Genomic DNA, 20,597 nt, shown 5'->3' with positions numbered 1-20,597 from the left:
GGGCTGGGCGGCCATGGCAGAAGAAGGCGGCAAGTATCGGGAGCGGCGGTGGTGCTTGTCAACCTGAGGAAGGCGCTTCGGGTTGACGGTTGGCTCTATCCGCCCGTCTGCCTGCTCTGTGGTCTGGACGGTCGCGAGACGATCGATTGCTGCGAAGCCTGTGAGGTCGAGCTGCCGCGCCTGCGTGCGCAGTGTGGTCGATGCGGCCTCGAACTGGAGCGGCCCGTCGAGCTCTGCGGGCGATGCAGCCGTCGTCTGCCGGTCTTCGATCGTTGCTGGCCCGGCATGGCCTACCGCGGTGAGGTCGAGCGCCTGGTCCAGCGCTTCAAATTCCAGCGTGATCTGGCCGCGGGTCGTGTGCTGGCCACGGTGCTGGCGCGGCGACTGTCAGAGGCGGGTGCGACGCGTCCGGACCTCATGGTGCCCGTGCCCCTGCATGCGGCGCGGCGCTGGCGACGCGGCTTCAACCAGTCCGAGCTTCTGTGTCGCGATCTGTCCCGGTCTCTGCAGGGCCTGCCCTGGGCCGATGCCCTGCATCGCCGCCGCGCGACCCATGCCCAGTCCGAACTGCCCGCCGACCGTCGGCGCGGCAACGTCCGCAACGCCTTCGCTCTCCGTCACCTGCCCCCGGGCGTGCGACACGTCGCCATGGTCGACGACGTGATGACCACCGGCTCGACCCTGGACGAATGCGCCCGGGTACTCAAGCGCGCCGGAGTCGAGCGCGTAGATCTATGGGTCGTGGCGCGAGCGTGATTGTCCCGTAGGTCGGGCCAGCGCAGGACGGAGGCGTGGTGCGGTTGGCCGCAGGCCATAAGCGCCGCGCCGAAGACCGGCCGCGCGTGCGCCCGACGGTCCATGCCTCAGGCATCTCCGTCAACCCGACGGAGCAATGCCCCAGCCACCGCATAGAACCCGACGCACGGATATCTCCGGCATCGCCGAGCAACGGTTAGGCGGTGTTGATCGTCCAATTCACGGAGATGGCTTCGACATGGACCGTCGGGGACGTGGCCCCGACCTACGGCACACCCGCACCAAACCCGCTTGAACCCTCCGAGCGGGCGGCCCAGCGCGGGCCAGAAGCACCGCGCCAAAGACCGGCCGCGCGTGCGCCCGGCGATCCTCGCTCGAAGCCCCGAGGTAGGTCGGCCCCACGCGGCCGACGGTCCATGCCTCAGGCATCTCCGTCAACCCGACGGCGCAATGCCCCAGCCACCGCATAAAACCCGACGCACGCATATCTCCGGCATCACCGCGCCAAAGACCGGTCGCGCGCGCCCGACGGTCCTCGCTCGAAGCCCCGAACCGTAGGTCGGGCCCACGCGCCCGACGGTCCATGCCTCAGGCATCTCCGTCAACCCGACGGCGCAATGCCCCAGCCATCGCATAGAACCCGACGCACGGATACCGCCGGCATCACCGCGCCAAAGACCGCCCGCGCGTGCGGCCGACGGTCCATGCCTCAGGCATCTCCGTCAACCCGACGGCGCAATGCCCCAGCCACAGCATAAAACCCGACGCACGGATACCGCCGGCATCACCGCGCCAAAGACCGGCCGCGCGTGCGCCCGACGGCGCTCGCTCGAAGCCCCGAACCGTAGGTCGGGCCCACGCGCCCGACGGTCCATGCCTCAGGAATCTCCACCAACCCGACAGCTACCCCCCCAGGCTGACGGCAATCCCCGCGAACAGGAACAGTCCCACCCAGTGGTTGCTCAGGAAGGCCTGGAAGCAGGCCTGGGGCTCACGTTCGCGGATCTTCCAGAGTTGCAGCTGGAAGTGCAGCAGAGTCAGGGCCACGGCGGTGAACCAGGCCGGATGGGGCAGGTACTGCATGCCGATCAACAGCAGCAGGGCCGTCATCAGGCCCATCAGGGCGGCCAGAATCGGCAGGTCGAAGCGGCCGAAGGCGATGGCGGTGGATTTGACGCCGGCCTGGAGGTCGTCGGCGCGGTCGGCCATGGCGTACTCGGTGTCGTAGATCACCGTCCAGATCAGGTTGGCCGCGAACAGCCACCAGGCCAGTGCCGGCACCTGGCCGGCCTCGGCGGCGAAGGCCATCGGAATGGCCCAGCCGAAGGCCGCGCCGAGCACCACCTGCGGGAAATGCGTGAAGCGCTTGAAGAAGGGGTAGGTTCCGGCGAGCAGGGCGCCGCCGAAGGCCATCAGCACCGTCAGGCGGTTGGTCATCAGGACCAGAAACAGGGCGAGCAGCAGCAGGCCGAAGAACAGCAGTAGTGCATCGCGGGCGCGGATCTCGCCGGCGGCGATGGGGCGCGAGCGGGTGCGTTCGACCTGGGGGTCCAGGTCGCGGTCGGCGTAGTCGTTGATGACACAGCCCGCGGCGCGCATCACGATCACGCCCAGGCTGAAGATGATCAGGTTCTTGAGGCTCGGCGCGCCGCCGGCGGCCAGCCACAGGCCCCACCAGGTCGGCCACAGCAGCAGGGCGATCCCGATCGGCCGGTCGAAGCGCATCAGGCGCAGCCACGGCCCGGCGGGCCCGTCGAAGATGGCAGCTCGCAGCCTAAATTCCATTCCTGTCTCTCATGGAATCAGGTCCGGTCTTCATCCCAGCAGGGAATCTCCCGATGCTGGCTGCCCGGTGAGGCGCGCACGATGAAGCGCCAGGGTGAGCGCTCTTCCGGGGCGATCCGGTAGTCGACCCAGAACTGCGGGATGGTTTCCCGTCGAACTTCGAGCTGGGCGTTGAAGCCCATGCTCCGGATTCGCGCCTGGCGGGCGCGGGCGTTCTCCAGGCTGGAATAGAGACCGACCGAAACGCTGTTCTCCATCTCGCCACTGGTGACGACGTAATAGTCCTCGAGGCCGCGTTCTGCCAGCTCCCGGCTCAGGCTGGTGGCCTCGGCCCGGTTGCTTGCCGGCAGGAAGACCCACCAGCCGCGGTCGCTGTCGGCGGTGGTCTGGCGAGAGCGGAAGGCGCTGGCGAAGGGTCGCAGACGGTCTTCCGCACGCTGCTGGGAGACCAGGGTCGGCAGCGGTCCGATGGTATAGCAACGCTCGGCGGTCGGATCCTGAGGGCCCTGCGAAAGCTCGGTGACCAGCTCCAGGCGTGGCAGGCTCTCGTCCAGCGGCGGAATCGGCGGTCGCTCCGGCTCGCGCCGATCGGCGCTGGACAGCCACAGCAGCCCGGCCAGCAGGTTGGCGGTCAGGAGAACGAGGGCGATCCAGCGCCAGGGCCAGGCATTCATGATTCCGACCCCGCCAGGGCCAGGCCCCGCAGCACGAGATGAGGGTCGCTGCGGGTCGCCTCATGCAGCAAGGGTCGAATCCACTCCGCATCGCCCCCGGTCAGCCAGAGCTCGATGTCCTGGCCGAGGCGGGCACGGAGGCCTTCGACGGCGCGTTCGATGCCGCCGGCCATCTGCAGGCTCAGACCGCCGCCGATCGCCCGCTGGCTGTCGGTGGCCGGTGCCTCGGCCGCCTCCGGTTCCATGGCCGCGTCCGGAAGTCGTCGGGCCAGTCCGCCGAGGCCGTGGCGAAGGGCGGGCAGGCCGGCCATGATCCAGCCGCCCAGATGCCGGCCTCGCGCATCGACCGCGTCGATGGTCACGGCCGTGCCGCAGTCGATCAGGCAGAAGGGCGCCCGGGACTGCTGCCAGGGCCACTGCAGGGCCAGCCAGCGGTCGGTTCCGAGTTGGGGGTAGGCGGGCGCGACGGGCAAGGCAATCGATCCGGTGGTCACGGGGCGACAGGATAACCCGAGGGCGGACAGTTCGTGTTCCAGCGCGGCAACGCGGTCCGGATCGCCCTGCGGGGAGTACCAGGCGCGAGCCGGTCGGGCCTCGGTCAGGGCGGCCCGCAGGGGCGCCAGGTCGACGGCCGGACAGGCGCCGCTCCCGCCCTCGTTCAGGCGCCCGCCCTGGCCGAAGGCCCACTTGGCCCGGCTATGGCCGAGGTCGATGAAGACGTCGGTCATGGCTCAGATCGCCCGCACCCGGACGTCGCCACTGCCCACGGCCTGGCGGCCCGTGGCGGTGTCGATCAGCAGGCGGCCGAGCTCGTCGATGCCTGCGGCCCGGCCTTCCAGCGGCGCGCGACTGCTCTGTTCGATGCGGACGGTTTTGCCTTGCAGGAAGTCCAGGCGCCGCCAGTCGTCGGCGAAGGACTCGAAGCCCGATCGATCCAGGGCCGCGAAGGCGTCGGCCAGGTTCTGGATCAGGCCGGCGGCCAGGGCATTGCGATCGCCCTGCCAGCCGAGGCGGTGCAGATCGGTCCAGGCCTGGTCGATCGAGTCGTTCCGATCCAGGCGGACATTGATGCCGATGCCGACGATGGCCTCGCAGGGGCCTTCGGCCGAGCCCTGCACTTCGATCAGACAGCCGCCGAGCTTGCCCTGGTCGCAGACCAGGTCGTTGGGCCATTTCAGACCCAGGTCCTCGATGCCCTGCGCTTCCAGCAGCCGGGCCGCGGCCACCCCGGTGGCGAGGCTGAGCGTGGACAGGCCGCTGAGGCCGCAATCGAAACGCCAGCTCATCGACAGATACAGACCGGCGCCCGGCGGTGAGATCCAGGGTCGTCCGCGCCGACCTCGCCCGGCGGTCTGCACTTCGGCCAGCAGGGCGCGGGGCGGCGCGTGCTCGCGGCGCTCGCGCTGCAGGCAGGCATTGGTGGAATCGACCTGGAAGCGTACTTCGACCGGCAGGGCCTTCTCGCCGAGTTGCGATCGAATGCGCTCGGCGTCGAGGCCATCGAAGGGCCGCTCGAGTTGATAACCTCCGCCGGCTCTGGCCTGCACGTTCAGGCCCAGAGCGCGCAGGGCCTCGATGCGTTTCCAGATGGCGGCCCGGCTGATCTGCAGCTCCCGGGCCAGGTCCTCACCGCTGTGACACTGTCCGTCCGCCAGCCGTGCCAGCAGGGGGTTCATGGCCAGGCTCATGCTCAGCGACGCTTGATCAGTCGGGCCTTTTCGAAGCGATTCTCGGTGCCCGAGCGCATCCGCGCCAGGTTGGCGCGATGGGTGAAGATCAGCAGCACGGCCAGTGCAATGGCCAGGGCACCCAGCACGGGCGGCAGGGGCTCGGGGCCGATCAGCCACATCGCCGGGACCAGGCTGAGGCCGGCCAGGATGGTGGCCAGGCCCACGTAGCCGGTGCCGAAGACGGTGACCAGCCAGACCGTCAGCATGGGCGCCAGGCACCAGGGCGCGATGATCAGGATCACGCCGACGGCCGTGCCGGCCCCCTTGCCGCCCTGGAAGCCGAAGTACAGCGGCCAGATGTGGCCGAGGACCGCCGCGAAGCCCGCGAGGCTGGCCAGAAGCAGTGGATCCGATGGATTGCTGCTCAGGTAGGGCGCCAAGGCAGGCAGTGCAGCGGCGGCGAGCACGCCCTTGCCGATGTCGATGAGGACCACGCCCAGGGCGAATTTCCAGCCCACCGTGCGCAGGGCGTTGGTGCCGCCGGCATTGCCCGAGCCCATGGCCCGGATATCGACGCCGCGGAAGCGACCGAGCACCAGGCTGCCGGAAATCGAACCGAGCAGGTAGCCGCCCAGGGTGATGAGGATCGTGGTCAGGACGGGGTCAAGCATGTTGTTCCTCGGGTGCCCGCCAGGGCTGAAGGCCGACGATCAGGGTGCCAGGACCGGCATGGGCGCCTACCGCCGGACTGGCTTCTTCCAGCCAGCAGGCGTCGACCCGCGGGTGCCCGTCGAGCAGCAGGTCCCTCAGGCGTCGCGCATCGTCGCGCGCATTCGTGTGGCTGATCAGCACGCGAAAGACCAGGTCGGTGCGCATCCGCCGCAGCAGGAAGCGCGCGAAGCGCTCGACGGCCTTGCGCCGACCGGGAATGGCCGAACAGGCCTTGAGCAGGCCCTCCGGCGAGGCGGTCAGTACGGGGTTGAGGGCCAGGCGGCGCGAGATCGTGTGCATCCAGGGTTTGACCCGGCCTCCGCGCACGCCCCAGCTCAGATCCCGCATCAGGGCAAAGGTGCGGAAGTCGCCGCGATGTTCTTCCAGGTGCTTGACGATGGCCAGGCGCTCCCAGCCCCTGGCCGCGGCTTCGGCGGCCCAGAGCACCATCAGGGCCTGGCCGCAGGCGGCATTGAGGGAATCGAAGACCTCGATGCGCTCCGCATCGACCATTCTCGCGGCCGTTTCGGCGGCTTGCCGGGTGCCACTGAGTGCGCCGGAGACCTGGATCGCCAGCACTTCGAGACCGTGCGAGCTGAGCAGCTCGAACTGGCGCCGGAAATCCGCCGGCGGTGGCTGCGAGGTCTGCGGCTTGTGCTCCGAGCCCTCGAGCTTGCGGTAGAACTCCGAAGGCGTGATGGTGAGCTTGTCCAGGTATTCCTCCTGGTCGAAGTTCAGGCGCACGGGTACCACATGGATGCCGAGGCGCTCGATCTCCTCGACCGGCAGATCGGCGGCCGAGTCGGTGACGATCGCGACCTGGCCGCGTTGATTCATCAGGCCGTGCTGACGCGTCATGTCGTCGGCCTTCTGCTGGCGGATCTCGCCGAATTCGGTGCAGACCCGGAACACTTCGCCGGGTGAGTCGGTGTGGATGTGCACGCGGGCCTTGCCGGCACCACCGGCCACCACCAGGGAGCTGGCGTCCAGGCTTTCCAAGCGGGCGCGCAGCCCCGGGACGTCCAGTGCCTCGCCCTCGAGCAGGCACTCGGTGCAGAAGCGGTGGTGCTCCGGTGCCTGGCTGTCGCGAGCGGCAGGTTCGTGCTGGACGCCGCTCGACTGGCTGGCCTGCGGCAACTCGGGCACCTTGCCGCTGCGCATGTAGTTCCAGACCCCTTCGAGCAGATCGACGAAGCCCTGGGCGCCGGCATCGACCACGCCCGCCTCCTTCAAGGCGCTGAGTTTTTCGGGCGTCTCCGACAGCGATTTCCGAGCTCGCTTGAGTCCGTGCTGGAACAGGGCGCGAATGTCTTCGATGCCCTCGTCGACGCGTCGGACGAGCTCGTCGGCAAAGTCCTCCAGCACCGTGGGCAGGGTGCCGGGCACGGGATTGGACATGGCGCCCCAGGCCGAGCGTGCGCCGGCGGTGGTGACGGCGGCCAGGCGCGAGGCATCGAGCACCTGGTAGTGCCCGCTGGCTTCGCTCAGGCCCTGGAAGTACTGCGCCATGATCGCGCCGGAATTGCCTCTGGCGCCGTTGATCGCGCCGTCGGCGACGCGCTCGAGCAGCTCGCTCAGGGTCGCCCTCGGGCCGCTGGACATGGCTGAATGGACGCTGGCCAGGGTGAAGGCCAGATTGGTCCCCGTGTCGCCGTCGGGCACCGGGAAGACGTTGATGCTGTTGATGAAGTCGCGGCGTTCGAGGACGTGTGCGATGCCGGCCCGGAGCGCATTGGCCAGGCGGTCGGCGTCGATGTGGTTGATCGCCGCGCTGTGACTAGCCATCAAGCAGTGTGCGCGCCTGTGAAACCGTGAACGGCCAGGCCAGCTTCTGGCCAGATTGTTCGTTGAACAGCACCGGCACCTGATCGCCGTAGCGGGAAATCAGGTCCAGATCGCTCTCGATGTCGACCTTCCGGTAGTCGCTGCCCAGGCCGCCCTCGGCCAGCAGCGCTTCGGCCTTGTCGCACAGCCCGCACTGGGGGCGCGAGTAGAGAATCAGCGTCATCGCTGGATGACTCCGCATCGTACAGGGCCGCCAAGTATTCCATTGTCCTGTCGACGCGTCCAGTCACGCGGATTCACGGCCTCCGAAAGGAATCGGCGTTGGTAGTATCATGAGCCGCGCTCCTGCGGCATCAGGAGCACTCGAACCGATGACCACTCGAAAGGCCTTGATCGTGGACTCCCTGATAAGACAAGACCATCTCGCCGACCCTGCCGGTTTGCGCAGCGAATTCGACTCGGCGAAGCCATTCCGACATCTGGTGCTGGATGATTTCTTCACGCCGGATTACGCGCGGTCCCTGCTGCAGGAATTCCCGCCCTTCGATACGGCTCTGGCCCGTAACGAGGCCGGCAAGATCGGTGGCAAATGCGTGCACGAGAAGCTCGCCGAGCTGGCGCCACCCTACCAGCGCCTGGACGAGCTCATTCAGTCACGTGAGTTCCTTGCCTGGCTGGAAGCTCTGACCGGCATCGATGAACTGCTCTACGACCCCAACTACTTCGGTGGTGGGACGCATGAAAATCGGCATGGACAGGATCTCGACCCGCACGTCGATTTCAACAAGCATCCCGAGACGGGATTGCACCGGCGCCTGAACCTCATCGTCTATCTCAACGAGGAGTGGCAGGATGATTGGGGAGGCGCGATCGAGTTCCATCAGGATCCTCGGCTGCCGCCGGAGGAGAACCGGATCGAGTACGTCAATCCGAAGTTCAATCGAGCCGTGCTGTTCGAGACCACGCACTGGTCCTGGCATGGCTTCGAGCGGATCAATCTGCCCGAGGGCGACGCCGACCCCCGGTCCCGCAAGTCGGTGGCCTTGTATTTCTACAGCAGGACCCGTCCGGAAAAGGAGCAGACCAAGCCGCACTCGACGATCTATGTCGAACGGCCTCTGCCTTCGCACATCCAGCCGAACCAGCCGCTGGGGGACGCTGAATATCAGCAGGTCCAGGGCATGCTGCGGCGCCGGGACGAACACCTGCAGCGTCTCTACGGCAATATCTCGGATCTCAGTGCGCATGTGGAGGACCTGATCGCCCAGCGTGACCAGGCCATGCGTCTGGTCGCAGAACGCGATCAGGAAGTGCGGACCCTGCACGAGTTGCTGCAGGCCGGATGGATCGCGCGTGCGCGTCGCTGGCTGGGACGGAGGTTGGGCGTATGAGCACCGACACGAAGCAGGATCGCTGCGAGCTCTGCCAGCGTTCGGCGCCTGCGCCGGAGCTGATCGGCAGCCTGGGCAATACCCATGGCGGGGCCTTCAGCCAATCGCAGTACGACCTCGTGCATTGTCGGAGCTGTGACGTGGCGCGCCTGTCGCCCCTGCCGACCGATGCCGATCTCGACATCCTCTACCGACAGACCGAGCAATTCGTCGATGACCACTACACCGACGAGGCGCGGGTCGCCCAGATGCTCGAGTACTACGGCTACTGTCTCGATCACCTCGGTTTGATGCCGGGCCGGGGTGAGGCCAGCCTGGAAGTGGGCGCGGGCTTTGCCTGGGTGTCGCGAGCGATCCGGCAGCGGAGTCAGGACGTACGGACCGTGGCCCAGGACGTGACCGACGAGTGCAGCGAGCGCTGCCCCTGGGTGGACGACTATCGGGTCGGCGGCGTCGAGGATCTGCCGCCTCGGCCCAGATTCCGCCTGATCTCCCTGACCCATGTGATCGAGCATCTCCAGCATCCGGCACGCATGCTGCTGGATCTGTCCGAGCGCCTGGTTCGGGGCGGACGCATTCTGGTGACGGCACCTCACCGACCGGCTGGCTGGCAGCCCGGCCAGGGCATCGAGGCCTGGCAGAAGTACTCCTATATGCATGTGCCTGCCCACATTGCCTATCTCTCCAGGACCTGGTTCGAGCTGACCGCCCGCCGAACCGGACTGCGTCTGATCCACTGGAACGCCGCGCCCGAGGAGGGTGAGGCCTTCGAAGCGGTGCTCGAGCGGGATCCGAAGGCCGGCCACTTCTGGTGGCAGCGGCGTCGTCGCCGCGCCGCGTTCTGATGATCCATGACGCGCGCCAGACCCTGCCGAGCGAACTCGAGGCGGAGGTCTGTATCGCAGGTGCCGGGCCGGCCGGAATCGTGCTGGCGCTGGAGCTGGCGGCTCGCGGCCGCCAGGTCCTGCTGATCGAAGGAGGCGGTGTCGATTCTCCCGGTGACGGTCAGTCGATCTACGATGGCGAAGTCACCGGTCGCGCCTATCCACTGCTCGGGTCGAGATTGCGCTGGCTGGGTGGGACCTCCAACCACTGGGGCGGCTGGGTCAAACCCTTCGATCCCGTTGATTTCGAAGACAAGCCGCATTTTCCCCTGCCGGGCTGGCCGATGGCGCTCGATACCCTGCAGCCCTGGTATCGGACCGCGTCGGAGTGGTGCGAGCTGGATGATCATGATTTCTCGATGGATGCCCTCAGCGAGGCCGAGCGCGAGCGATTGATGCCGCTGAGCCCGGAGAGTGGCTTCGAGCATCGTCTGTTTCGTTTCAGCCCGCCGACGCGCTTCGGGCGCCGCTATCGTGACGCCTTGACCGAGTCTCCCGGCATCGAGTGCTGGACCGAACTCAATGCGGTCGAACTCGAGCAGGGTGAGGACCGGGTGCGTGCACTTCGCTGTCGAACCCTCGGCGGTGGCGAGTGCCGGGTGCGTGCGGCGCATTTCGTGCTCGCCATGGGCGGGATCGAGAACGCGCGTTTCCTGCTCAACCAGTCGCAGGTGCCCGGCAACCAGGCCGGCCTGGTCGGGCGCTGCTTCATGGACCACTACGGTTTCTCTCCGGGCGGGCTTCTCGGCAGCGAGAGCCTGGCCTACGAGCGCGGTGCCCTGCCGGGACGGGACGTCATGGTCGTCATGTCCAGCACGAATGCACTGGTTCAGGAGTTCGGGCTTCGCAACAGCTGCATCATGCTCAACGCGGACGAGCCCGACGCCCTGCTGGCGCCGGACTACTGGTCGTCCCCGCTGCTCGGCGACGGACCCGGCGGGATGCGTCGGATCGGCATGATCAACGAACCCCTTCCTCACCCGGAAAGTGGCCTGAGCCTGAGCGAGGAGCGCGATGCGATCGGTCTTCGGCGGGCGCGCCTGAACTGGCATTTGCCCCCGTCCGAGTTCGAGCCCGTGCTGGCCCTGTTCGAGCACTGGGCTCGGGCGGTGTCCGCGGCCGGACTGGCGCGTGTCCGCCAGACTCGTCGCGATCCGACGCCCCTCGATGCACACGTCGGAATCGGCTATCACCACATGGGCACGACCCGCATGTCCGCAACGCCGGAATTCGGCGTGACCGATGCCCAGGGACGCTGCTGGGACCGGGACAATCTCTACCTGGCCGGCAGTTCCCTGTTTCCCCATGCGGGATACTCCAACCCGACCCTCACCATCGTGGCTCTGGCCGCTCGCCTGGCCGAACACCTCGATCAGCGACTGGGGGAGGCAGGATGAAACGACGCCAATTCAACCTGGCACTCGGCGGCAGCCTTGTCGCCCTTCAGCTGGCCCTGGTCACGGGCTGCAAGGGAGAGGCCCCGCTCGCGAGCGTCGAGCTCGCGCCGGACCACCCCGATGCCCGTCGTGCCCTGGATCAGCTGAGCGAATCGCTTTCGGGCATCGACTTCGTCGGGCCGGTCTGCGATCGGCGGCTTGGAGAAGCCGACCCCCTCGGCGCGCTGCTCCAGCGTCTGGATCCGGCCGACGGCAATCTGATTCCCGCCGTTCAGGCGCGCATGGCGCGGGACTTCCAGGCCGGTGAGCTGCTCGATATCGACGGCTGGAAACTCAGTGTGAGCGAGTGCCTGCTGCTGGCCGGCGCCGCGCGACTGCAGGGCTTGAGCGAGCCGCGCCTGACCGAAGCAAGCGGCTTCAGCGATGCCGAATTCATCCAGATCGAGCGCTGGGGACCCGACGCGACGATCGAGGGTGAGATCTTCAACCCGATCGGCAATGGACGCGGTGGGTTCTGGCTGCGTGTCAATGGTGACGTCAATGGTTCCATGCGACTGGAACTCGACGGCGTCGAACTCGCGACGCACTTCGAACTTGGCGTGATCACGGCCAGCCTCGAGCCTGAATACATGGACGAGGTCATTCATCGTCCGGGCGCCTATGAGCTGGCGCTGCTGGACAAGTCGCGCCGACTCCGGCAGACGGTCGGGGTTCTGACGGTGGCCGAGCGGCCACCGCCTGCCATTCTGGACGATGGCACCGAGTCGACCGTGTTCTGCCAGCTCGGACAATGGGGGCCGGACGTCGCCGTCGAGGGGGAGGCCTTCAACCGCCAGCCCGATGGTGCCGCCGGGTTCTGGGTGCACGTGGGCTGTGCGCCGCGGAGCGCGGTGCTCGAGCTCGACGGTGTGGTCCTGCGGACCACGGTGCGTCCCGGCCTGGTCACGGCGCGGGTCGAGCATTTCGCGGAACTGGGTCGCGGTGAGCATCCTCTGGTGCTGGTGGATCCGGTCTCGGGCGAGCGCCTCAAGGTCGGCGATCTCACCATCCAGTAGGTCTGCGAACAAAGGCGATGGCCGTTGGACCTTCGGTGAGCTCCCGGCCCGAGCTCCGCTCTGGTTAGGAGCCGATCCAGCCCTCATAATGGGCGGCGGAACCTCTGACCGGAATCGGACTCGATAAGCGCATGGCTGTCAGTATTTTCGACCTGTTCAAGATCGGCATCGGACCTTCGAGCTCGCACACCGTAGGGCCGATGCGCGCCGCCTGTATCTTTCTCGATCGCCTGGCCGATGCCGGCGTCTTCGATCGCGTCGAGCGGGTGCGGGTGGACCTGTTCGGCTCCCTGGGTCATACGGGCCGGGGGCATGGCACCGACCGGGCCGTCCTGCTGGGTCTTGAAGGCGAGCAGCCGGACAAGGTCGACCCCGACCACATCGAGCCGCGCATCGCCCAGATCGGCGAGACTGGCCGACTCCGTCTGGCCAGCCAGCGCGACATCCCCATCGACCTGCGCCAGGATCTGATCTTCCACAAGCGTCAGACCCTGCCGTATCACCCCAATGGCATGCGCTTCACGGTCTACGACGGTGACGGCGAGGTGCTGCTCGAGCGCGACTACTATTCGGTCGGTGGTGGCTTCGTGGTCAATGCGGACGACGCGGCGGCAGACCGGATCATGCCGGACACCACGGCGCTGAAGTACCCGTTTTCCAGTGGCGATGAGTTGCTTGCCATCTGCGAGGCCGAGGGGCTTCGGATCTCCGACGTGATGCTGGCCAACGAGCAGGCCTGGCGCAGCGAAGACGAGGTTCGCGAGGGCATCCTCGCCCTGTGGCAGGCGATGAAGGACTGTGTGCAGCGCGGTCTGGAACAGACCGGTCATCTGCCGGGCGGGCTCAAGGTCCTGCGCCGTGCGCCGACCCTGTTCCGCAAGCTCAAGCACCGTTCGGAAAAGGACAATCTCGATCAGCTCGACTGGATCAACCTCTATGCCCTGGCGGTCAACGAAGAGAACGCCGCCGGCGGTCGGGTCGTGACCGCGCCCACCAACGGGGCCGCCGGCATCATCCCGGCCGTGCTGCACTACTACCGCCGCTTCGTCTCCGGCGCGGACGAAGAGGGCGTGATCGAATTCATGCTGACGGCTGGAGCCGTCGGTCTCCTGTACAAGGAAAACGCTTCGATCTCGGGCGCCGAAGTGGGTTGTCAGGGCGAGGTCGGGGTGGCCTGTTCGATGGCTGCCGCCGGATTGACCGCGGCCCTGGGCGGCACCATGAGCCAGGTCGAGAACGCCGCCGAAATCGGCATGGAGCACAACCTGGGCCTGACCTGCGATCCGGTCGGCGGACTGGTCCAGATTCCCTGCATCGAACGCAACGCCATGGGCGCGGTGAAGGCCGTCAACGCCACCCGCATGGCGATGGCCGGTGACGGCAAGCACCGGGTCAGCCTGGACAAGGTGATCAAGACCATGCGCGACACGGGCCGCGACATGAAGACCAAGTACAAGGAAACCTCGCGCGGCGGTCTGGCGGTCAACGTGATCGAATGTTGAGCGGGAAGGGTTCAGGGTCAAGGGCTCAGGTTTCAGGGGTGCTCGCTTCTCGGTTCCTGCTGATCATTGCCCTGCTGGGCTCCGGTGCTTGCTGGGCGCAGACGATCTACTCCTGGACCGACGAGAACGGAATCACCCATTTCACCGACCGCCGGCCGGTCACCGAGCAGGAGGTGACGGTGCAGCGCTCGGTGGCGCGGCAGCCGGAGAGCCTGCTCGAGATGGTCGAGGCGGGCACGCCCGAGGCGCCGGTCTGGAAGTTTCGCAATCGAAGCCAGGGACCGCTGGGTGTGCGGGTCTGGCTGGAAGACGCCGAAAACGTGGTCAGCTATCCGGAGTTGCCGGCCGATTTCGTGCTGCCGGGTGGTGCCGTCGAGGAGCTGGTCACGATCGGCGCCTTCGACCCGCGCAAGCCCTGGCGCTATCGCATCCTGTCCGAAGCCGCGCCTGGCGACCCGCGCGCCGTGCACGCGCCGACGCGCCCCTATCGGCCGCCCTTCGCGACCAATGAGCGCTTCATCATCGGCCAGGCCTTCGGCGGCGAGTACAGCCACGACACGCCGGCTTCGGCACATGCCGTCGACATCCCGATGGAGGTCGGCACGCCGGTGCATGCGGCCCGCGGCGGCGTGGTGATGGACGTTGCGCGCTGGTTCGCCCGCTCCGGCACCGACCTGAAGCGCGACGGACCGCGCGCCAACTACATCCGCATCCTGCACGAAGACGGCAGCATGGCCGTCTACGCCCATCTTGACTACGAGGGTGTGCTCGTGCGCCCGGGTGATCGCGTCCGGCGCGGCCAGATGATCGGCCGCTCGGGCAACACCGGTTTCTCCACCGGCCCCCATCTGCACTTCGTCGTCCAGCTCAACCGCGACATGAAGCTCTACTCCGTGCCCTTCGAGTTCAGCGATGAAACCGGGCAGGGCGTCACTCCCGAGCCGGGCCTGCTTCTGAAGGCCGTCGACTGATCGTCATCGAGCCGTGCTGGGCGACCAATGTCGGGCTTCGATCGGGCGGTAGGTCGGGCCCACGCGCCCGACGGACCATGCTGAATCAATCTCCGTCAATCGCGCCAGCCCAAGGCCGACGCCGAGCTCGGCTGCGATATCCGTGCGTCGGGTTTCCGGCGATGTCTGATTTCTCGCGCCGTCGGGTTGGCGGAGAATTCGGGTACATGGACCGTCGGCCACGTGGGGCCGACCTACGGGGGGCTTCGATCGGACAGTAGGTCGGGCCCACGCGCCCGTCGGACCATGCTGAATCAATCTCCGTCAATCGCGCCAGCCCGGAGCTGACTCCGAGCTGGGCTGCGATATCCGTGTGTCGGGTTTCCGGCGATGTCTGATTTCTCGCGCCGTCGGGTTGGCGGAGAGTTCGGGTACATGGACCGTCGGGGACGTGGCCCCGACCTACGGGGGGCTTCGATCGGGCGGTGTCGTTGTCTGGGGTCTGGAATTTAGACTTGACTCTAATTAGATAATTAGCTAAATTACGAATCATGAGCCAGGTACTGAAAGCCATTTCCGACCCGACGCGACGCAAGGTGCTCGAACTGCTGCGGCGTGGACCGATGACCGCCGGCGAGCTCGCCGAGCATTTCGAGGTCTCGAAGCCGACCATGTCGACGCACTTCAAGGTGCTGAAGGAGGCCGATCTGGTGCGGGCCGAGAAGCATGGCACCTCGATCACCTACTCGCTGAAGATGTCGGTGCTCGAAGAGGCCCTGATGGGTCTCGCCAAGGCCTTCGGAATTCAGGCTGCCGCCGATTCCGCCGTCGATCCCGACCCTGCGGGTCTGGACGCTGAGCATCCCAAGGAGAATTGAACATGAATCCACTGAAACTTCGAATGATCGCCTTCCAGGTGCTGGTCTTCCTGGCCCTGGCCTTCGGCACCCTGGCCTGGATCGCCCGGCCGGAAGGCGCGCTGATCTGGTTGCTGGGCATGCTGTCGCTGCCTGCAGCCTGGGTTGGCCTGAACCTGTTCGGTGCGATGCCGAAGAAGGACAGCCAGGAAAGGCGGGTGGTGCTCAACAGCCTGGTGGGTGCTGGCCTGCTGATCGCCGGCGCACTGGGCGCCTGCGCCCTGGGATCGACCGGCGTCATGGACGAAAGCTGGATTGTCCGCTACGCGATGATCAGCAATGCCCTGGTGCTGGTGATCATCGGCAATGGCCTGCCCAAGAAGATCGAGACCGCCTGCCGTTCGAGTCGCAGTCTGGGCCTCCAGCGTCTGTTTGGCTGGACCTTCGTGCTCGTGGGTCTGGCGCTGGTGATCCTGTGGCTGCTTCCGCTCAGCGAGAATCTGGCCTGGATCGTGAGCGGCGTGCTGTACGCCGCCCTGGCGATCATTGTCCTGATCGGTTTACTGCGTGGACGAACCGGCCCGAGTGAAGCCCTCTGACGCGCAGCAAGCCACCACATGAATCGATCCCATTCAAGGAGAGTCCAATGATCCAATGCTGCAGAAATTCAAGCTCTCGTCGGACCCTGGCCTTCGCCCTGCTGGCCGCGGCCGCCCAGATCGGCATGGCCCTGATCGTCAGCGGCTGGGTCTGATTCCTTGCACGAACCGGGGCCGTCGCCCCGGTTCGTTATGATGGGCGCTGATCCTTCTACGGCCAGCCCGCCATGACGCCATCTCAGCATCTGATCCTGGCCTGCGCCAGCCTCGCCATCCTGACCTTCCTGATCGGATTCCGACTGCTGTTCGTCCGTATCGGGGAAATGAAGGCCAATCGCATCGCGCCGCAGTCCGTCGCCCTGTCCGGTCAGGCTGCCGACCGCTACGAAGACACGCGCGCCTCGGACAACTTCAAGCACCTGTTCGAGCTGCCGGTGCTGTTCTACGCGCTCTGCGCCCTGGCGGTGGGTAGCGGGACGATTCCGAGCTGGCTGCCGATCGCTGCCTGGGGCTTCGTTGCCCTGCGCGTGATCCACAGTCTGATCCAGTGCAGCTACAACCGCGTCATGCACCGCTTCTACGTCTTCATCGCCGGCTATCTGCTGCTGTTCGCGATGTGGATCGGCTTCGCCTTGAACGCGCTCTGATTCAGAGGCTCAGTCGCAGTCGACCAGCATCGGTCGGGCCAGGCGCTCGATCGGATAGCTGGTCGAGGGGAAGTCCGGGTCGCTGCTGGTGAACTGGATGCTGCCGGACTGATCGTCCTGGAAAATCATCTGCAGCGTGCCGATGGGCAGGTTGTCGATGAACTCGGTGCCGCCGGGCATGAGAAAGCCGGTGTCCTGCGGTCGGTACAAGGGGTCGATGGTCAGCGTATTGCCGTCGAACTGACCATCGCCGGTCATCCAGACCTGCCAGTCACCGGCCCGCTCGAGCAGGCGTTCGTCATTGGTGCCGGGCGGCGTATAGGTGAACCAGTAGACGACGCCTCGCCCGTCTTCGATCACTTCGACGACGAAGCCCTCGCCGCTGCGTTCGGGATCGAACCAGGCGCCGGAGATCCATTGATGCGCCTGCTGGTTCTCGCAGTTCGTCCCGGCCAGGCGGCTGAGTTGAATGTGGTCCGAACGCCGTCCGATGTCCGGCTGCGGCGGCCAGGTGATCTGGATGTCGCCTGGTTGCGCGATGTCGTAGCCGGTATAGGCGAGGCTGAACTCGGCGTGCAGGAGCGAAGGGCCCGTCCGGTCCAGGCGCAGGGCGCCGCCCCTGACCAGCGGGAACTCCAGATCGCTCAGGCCCAGGTCGAATTCGCCGCGTGTCCGGAGCAAGGGCTGGAAACGGGCCGTTGTCCCGGTGGCGCCCCCGGAGTTGAACAACCAGAGCTGGCGGTTGTTCGAGATGTGCGAGAACCAGTAGACCAGCGGCGTGCCGTCCTCCAGCAGCATCAGCGAGAAGCCCTCGCCCGATCGCCGCGGATCGAACCAGCTTCCGCTGACCGAGGGATCCAGCGGCAGACGCGCCTGATTCAGGCACTGCGCCGGGTCGCCGCCCCAGTGGCGCTCGGCGATCCATTCGCCCAGCTGCGGGTCATCGATCTGCAGTTCGGTCCAGCATAGATTGAAGGAAGTGACTTCTCGGTCTTCGAACCAGGCCGGGTCGAGCTCGCCGCTGAAGTCGTTGTCGGCCAGCCACAGGCCGAGTCCGGTGAAGAAGGCGGCGGCTGAGGGCGCGGGTAGGTCGGGGTCCAGGGCATGGACCGCCGCTTCGATACTGCCTTCGAGCCGATTGTCGTTGAGGTTCAGGAAAAGCAGGCGCAGGCGGTCTGCCCACAGCGCAGGAATGGTCCCCGAGAACCCATTACCGGAAAGATCCAGCACTTCCAGCCGCCAGACCGGGAAGAGATGCGCATCCAGCGGTGCTGGGACGGGGAGATTGCCGTCGAACTGGTTGTCGTTCATGAGGACGACACGCGGGTAAACCGGCAAGGCGCTGAGCGGGCCGGAAATGGCGTTGTCCGACAGGTCCAGGACAAAGTCCGGCAGGGTCACGCCGCGTTCGAAGTAGTCCAGCACCTGGGTGCCGAATTCACCGGTCAACCCGTTGCCCGACAGATTCAAGGAATCGAACTCGAACAGACCGGGCCAGTATTCCTCGCCACAGGTCACGCCATACCAGTCGCACCAGTGCACGTCCGGGTCCAGCCAGCCGTCGTTGTTGATCCAGTTGTCACCGTCCAGGGCTTCGTAGAGCGCGGGCAGCAGGAAATCATCCGGCTGCGGCGGGGGCGGCGAAAGGGCCATCAATGGTATGGATGGCAGCAAGGCCAGGGCGGCGAGTGTGAGGCGGGTGCTTCTGAATATGCCCATTGGACTTGTCCCTCCAGGTGCAGACCTGTTCGTTGTGTGAGACCCCGGTGTCATTCGGGTCAGTAGCAGTCGGCCAGCCGCGGTCGGGCGAGCTGGACGATGTCGTAGCTTCCTGCGCCGTAGTCCGGGTCATGACTTTCGTAGCTGATTCGCCCCTGGTCTCGGTCGGTGAACTCGATGGTCAGGCTGCCCCAATCGGAGAACGACACGTCTTCCGGGTTGTCCTCGGACCAGAACTGCCCACCCCTGGGCTCGAGCATTTCCGGGATTTCCAGGCGCGAGCCCTCGAAGGGGGCCTGCCCGATCAACCAGAGTTGATTGCCGCTCGCTTGCGCTTCGTGCGTGAACCAGTAGACCAGGCCATCTCCCGAGGTGGTGACTTCGATGACGAATCCCTCGCCGCTCCGCCAGGGATTGAACCAGGCACCGGAATAAATCTGCTGGTCCAACTGCGTGTCACAGGTCGATCCCGCCAGTCGGGTCAGTTGTACGGGCTCAACCCGCTCGGAAATATAGGCTCCCCAGCACTCCAGCGGATGGCCCACGCCTGGGCAGGCGATGCCCGGTGGAAACGGTGGCCGCCATCCCTCGACGGTCAGCAGCAGCGATTCATCGGCGGCGCGCTCGAGCCAGATGGATCGTGTGCTGTCCTTGCGCAGCAGGTCGCCGCCGTTTCCGAAGCGGCCGGAGGTGGTCAGGAACTTGTTGAAGTGAACGCCCGAATCGGTGATGGACGCCGTTGCCAGGTGCCAGACCGGGCCCGGGGTGCCCGTGCCCGAGGCGCCATAGCCGAACCAGTAGACGAGCAGCTCCCAGTCCGTCGTCAGCATCATGGAAAAACCCTCGCCGGCCGTGCCTGGATGGAACCAGCTGCCGCTGAAGGTGCGGTCCAGGGCGGGCTCGCGGGTGGCTTGGCAGGCTTCGAATCCGCCACCACGGTGCACCGCATCGATGGTCTCCAGGGGCAGTGAATCGGGCGCGCTGAGCTCGTTGCCACAAAGATCCAGCGCGGCGGTGCCGTTCAATCCTAAATTCAAGAAGTGGTTGTAGATCGCCCGGTCGAAGTATTCCCAGGGGACGTTCGAAGGCAGCTCGCCAGTGAATCGGTTGTTTCTGGCAAACAGCGCGACTTTGCCGATCTCGGCGAACCGGAGGCTTGAGAAGGCGGGCGCGATGTCGCCGGGGATGTCGTTGTTCGAAATGTCGAGTTCCTGCAGCTCGAGGCTGGAAAGCCAGGCGGGCAGCGGTCGCGTAAAACCATTGGACGCCAGGCGCAGGATGCTTGCCGCCGAATCAAGCGGCAGATGCTCCGGCCAGAACGGACCGAGCCAGTTCGAGCTCAGGTCAAGCTCGGTCAGTGCCGGCGGGTCCGCCTCGTCCAGCGGCCAGCTTGCGATCGTGTTCTGCGACAGGTCCAGGGTCTGCAGCGCCGGGAAGTCCGTCAGGCTGATCGGGATCACATCGTGGATGCGGTTGTCGGCCAATCGCAGCGTGGACATCGTCATCGGCCAGTCGCGCTCCACGGCGAGGGCGTACGAAAGGTTGTTGGTGGAAAGATCCAGATGAACAACGTGCGCCAACCATTCGTCCGGTGGCAGCCAGCTCAGGAGGTTGCTGGACAGATCGATGAGAAAGACGGTTGCCGATGGCGGTCCCGGGAGCACTTCGTCGCCGAAACCCCTGATCCTGTTCAAACTCAGATCGATGGATTCCAGAGGCGTGAGTAGCAGTGTTCGGGGAACCGTCCCCGTGATCTTGTTGGCGCGCAGGTGGAGCGATATAAGGTGCGGCAGGCCCCCCAGGCTGGTCGGGAGTTCGCCCGACAGGTTGTTCGATTCCAGGCGAAGTCTGGTGACGACCTCGTCTTCGATGGCCGGGTCAGGGTGGCTCTGGCATTCCACGCCATACCAATCGCATTCCGTGCCGACCGGGCCCAGCCAGGAGTAGTTCTTCGTCCATCGGTCGCCGTTGGTCGCCTGATAAAACTCGATCAGGACATCGCGCTCCGCTGCCGAGACCTGTGCCTGGGTGCTCAGGGGCAGCGTGGCGGCCAGGGCCAGCAGGGTCGGGATCAGCTTTTGCATGACGGGCTCGCAGTCGGTTCGGATCGAATCGCGAAGAGCTGACAGCGATGGGGCACTTGCGCACGGCTAAAGGCCGCGGGTCGTTCCTGTGACGTCCCGCCCCGGTCTACCTACTCAACGCCCCGCCAGCC

Annotated in this window: 19 protein-coding genes; 10 read left to right on the top strand and 9 right to left on the bottom strand. The window is 66.3% G+C overall.

Annotated elements, in window-relative coordinates:
• The first annotated feature begins 51 nt into the window (after nucleotides 1-51).
• Nucleotides 52-756 carry a ComF family protein gene (locus tag WM2015_RS14235; RefSeq protein ID WP_211260938.1) on the top strand — a complete coding sequence of 235 codons (705 nt, stop codon included), beginning with the start codon at nucleotides 52-54 and terminating at the stop codon, nucleotides 754-756.
• Nucleotides 757-1,659: 903 nt separating this feature from the next.
• Here WM2015_RS14235 and ubiA read toward each other — a convergent pair.
• Genes ubiA through WM2015_RS14200 form a run of 7 tightly spaced genes read right to left on the bottom strand, consistent with a single transcriptional unit; the run spans nucleotide 1,660 to nucleotide 7,604 of the window.
• Nucleotides 1,660-2,541 (bottom strand): 4-hydroxybenzoate octaprenyltransferase, encoded by an 882-nt coding sequence (ubiA, locus tag WM2015_RS14230; protein WP_049726683.1) that lies wholly within the window; start codon nucleotides 2,539-2,541, stop codon nucleotides 1,660-1,662.
• A 17-nt stretch (nucleotides 2,542-2,558) separates the two neighbouring features.
• On the bottom strand, nucleotides 2,559-3,215 hold the full coding sequence (locus tag WM2015_RS14225; RefSeq protein ID WP_049726682.1) for an SPOR domain-containing protein: 657 nt from the start codon (nucleotides 3,213-3,215) through the stop codon (nucleotides 2,559-2,561).
• Complete coding sequence (locus WM2015_RS14220; protein ID WP_049726681.1) at nucleotides 3,212-3,943, bottom strand: type III pantothenate kinase; 732 nt, start codon at nucleotides 3,941-3,943, stop codon at nucleotides 3,212-3,214. The genes WM2015_RS14225 and WM2015_RS14220 overlap by 4 nt, the downstream gene beginning before the upstream one ends.
• Nucleotides 3,944-3,946: 3 nt before the next feature.
• The gene (locus WM2015_RS14215; RefSeq protein ID WP_169751197.1) at nucleotides 3,947-4,891 is read right to left on the bottom strand and encodes a biotin--[acetyl-CoA-carboxylase] ligase; all 945 of its coding nucleotides are present in this window, start codon (nucleotides 4,889-4,891) and stop codon (nucleotides 3,947-3,949) included.
• A 14-nt stretch (nucleotides 4,892-4,905) separates the two neighbouring features.
• Nucleotides 4,906-5,556, bottom strand: a complete 651-nt coding sequence (plsY, locus tag WM2015_RS14210) for a glycerol-3-phosphate 1-O-acyltransferase PlsY (protein ID WP_049726679.1) — start codon at nucleotides 5,554-5,556, stop codon at nucleotides 4,906-4,908.
• Complete coding sequence (locus WM2015_RS14205; RefSeq protein ID WP_049726678.1) at nucleotides 5,549-7,381, bottom strand: DegV family protein; 1,833 nt, start codon at nucleotides 7,379-7,381, stop codon at nucleotides 5,549-5,551. Before WM2015_RS14205 ends, plsY begins: the two co-directional genes overlap by 8 nt.
• The gene (locus WM2015_RS14200; RefSeq protein WP_049726677.1) at nucleotides 7,374-7,604 is read right to left on the bottom strand and encodes a glutaredoxin family protein; all 231 of its coding nucleotides are present in this window, start codon (nucleotides 7,602-7,604) and stop codon (nucleotides 7,374-7,376) included. Before WM2015_RS14200 ends, WM2015_RS14205 begins: the two co-directional genes overlap by 8 nt.
• 148 nt (nucleotides 7,605-7,752) lie before the next feature.
• On the opposite strand from WM2015_RS14200, the gene WM2015_RS14195 reads away from it, so the two are divergent.
• The 9 genes from WM2015_RS14195 to WM2015_RS14155 all read left to right on the top strand — a co-directional run bounded on the left by WM2015_RS14195 (nucleotide 7,753) and on the right by WM2015_RS14155 (nucleotide 16,663).
• Nucleotides 7,753-8,772, top strand: a complete 1,020-nt coding sequence (locus WM2015_RS14195; RefSeq protein ID WP_049726676.1) for a 2OG-Fe(II) oxygenase — start codon at nucleotides 7,753-7,755, stop codon at nucleotides 8,770-8,772.
• Nucleotides 8,769-9,617 (top strand): class I SAM-dependent methyltransferase, encoded by an 849-nt coding sequence (locus tag WM2015_RS14190; RefSeq protein WP_049726675.1) that lies wholly within the window; start codon nucleotides 8,769-8,771, stop codon nucleotides 9,615-9,617. The genes WM2015_RS14195 and WM2015_RS14190 overlap by 4 nt, the downstream gene beginning before the upstream one ends.
• Nucleotides 9,617-11,053: an FAD-dependent oxidoreductase gene (locus WM2015_RS14185; RefSeq protein ID WP_156201244.1), complete on the top strand. Its 1,437-nt coding sequence runs from the start codon at nucleotides 9,617-9,619 to the stop codon at nucleotides 11,051-11,053. The genes WM2015_RS14190 and WM2015_RS14185 overlap by 1 nt, the downstream gene beginning before the upstream one ends.
• Nucleotides 11,050-12,108 (top strand): hypothetical protein, encoded by a 1,059-nt coding sequence (locus WM2015_RS14180; RefSeq protein WP_049726673.1) that lies wholly within the window; start codon nucleotides 11,050-11,052, stop codon nucleotides 12,106-12,108. Before WM2015_RS14185 ends, WM2015_RS14180 begins: the two co-directional genes overlap by 4 nt.
• Before the next feature lie 131 nt (nucleotides 12,109-12,239).
• Nucleotides 12,240-13,610, top strand: a complete 1,371-nt coding sequence (locus WM2015_RS14175) for an L-serine ammonia-lyase (RefSeq protein WP_049726672.1) — start codon at nucleotides 12,240-12,242, stop codon at nucleotides 13,608-13,610.
• Between the two features lie 38 nt (nucleotides 13,611-13,648).
• Nucleotides 13,649-14,581: a peptidoglycan DD-metalloendopeptidase family protein gene (locus WM2015_RS16385; RefSeq protein ID WP_049726671.1), complete on the top strand. Its 933-nt coding sequence runs from the start codon at nucleotides 13,649-13,651 to the stop codon at nucleotides 14,579-14,581.
• 530 nt (nucleotides 14,582-15,111) lie between these two features.
• Nucleotides 15,112-15,438, top strand: a complete 327-nt coding sequence (locus WM2015_RS14165; protein ID WP_049726670.1) for an autorepressor SdpR family transcription factor — start codon at nucleotides 15,112-15,114, stop codon at nucleotides 15,436-15,438.
• A 2-nt stretch (nucleotides 15,439-15,440) separates the two neighbouring features.
• A complete protein-coding gene (locus WM2015_RS14160) occupies nucleotides 15,441-16,016 on the top strand; it encodes a hypothetical protein (RefSeq protein ID WP_049726669.1) in 576 nt (191 codons plus the stop codon).
• Nucleotides 16,017-16,243: 227 nt separating this feature from the next.
• A complete protein-coding gene (locus tag WM2015_RS14155; RefSeq protein WP_049726668.1) occupies nucleotides 16,244-16,663 on the top strand; it encodes an MAPEG family protein in 420 nt (139 codons plus the stop codon).
• A gap of 9 nt (nucleotides 16,664-16,672) precedes the next feature.
• Here WM2015_RS14155 and WM2015_RS14150 read toward each other — a convergent pair whose 3' ends face one another.
• Both WM2015_RS14150 and WM2015_RS14145 read right to left on the bottom strand, forming a co-directional pair.
• Entirely contained in the window at nucleotides 16,673-18,316 is a 1,644-nt protein-coding gene (locus tag WM2015_RS14150; RefSeq protein WP_049726667.1) for a hypothetical protein, read from the bottom strand.
• Between the two features lie 125 nt (nucleotides 18,317-18,441).
• The gene (locus WM2015_RS14145) at nucleotides 18,442-20,466 is read right to left on the bottom strand and encodes a leucine-rich repeat domain-containing protein (protein ID WP_049726666.1); all 2,025 of its coding nucleotides are present in this window, start codon (nucleotides 20,464-20,466) and stop codon (nucleotides 18,442-18,444) included.
• Nucleotides 20,467-20,597 lie beyond the last annotated feature (131 nt).

The organism is Wenzhouxiangella marina (assembly GCF_001187785.1).
GTDB lineage: Bacteria > Pseudomonadota > Gammaproteobacteria > Xanthomonadales > Wenzhouxiangellaceae > Wenzhouxiangella > Wenzhouxiangella marina.
This window is presented reverse-complemented; position numbering and strand designations above follow the sequence as displayed.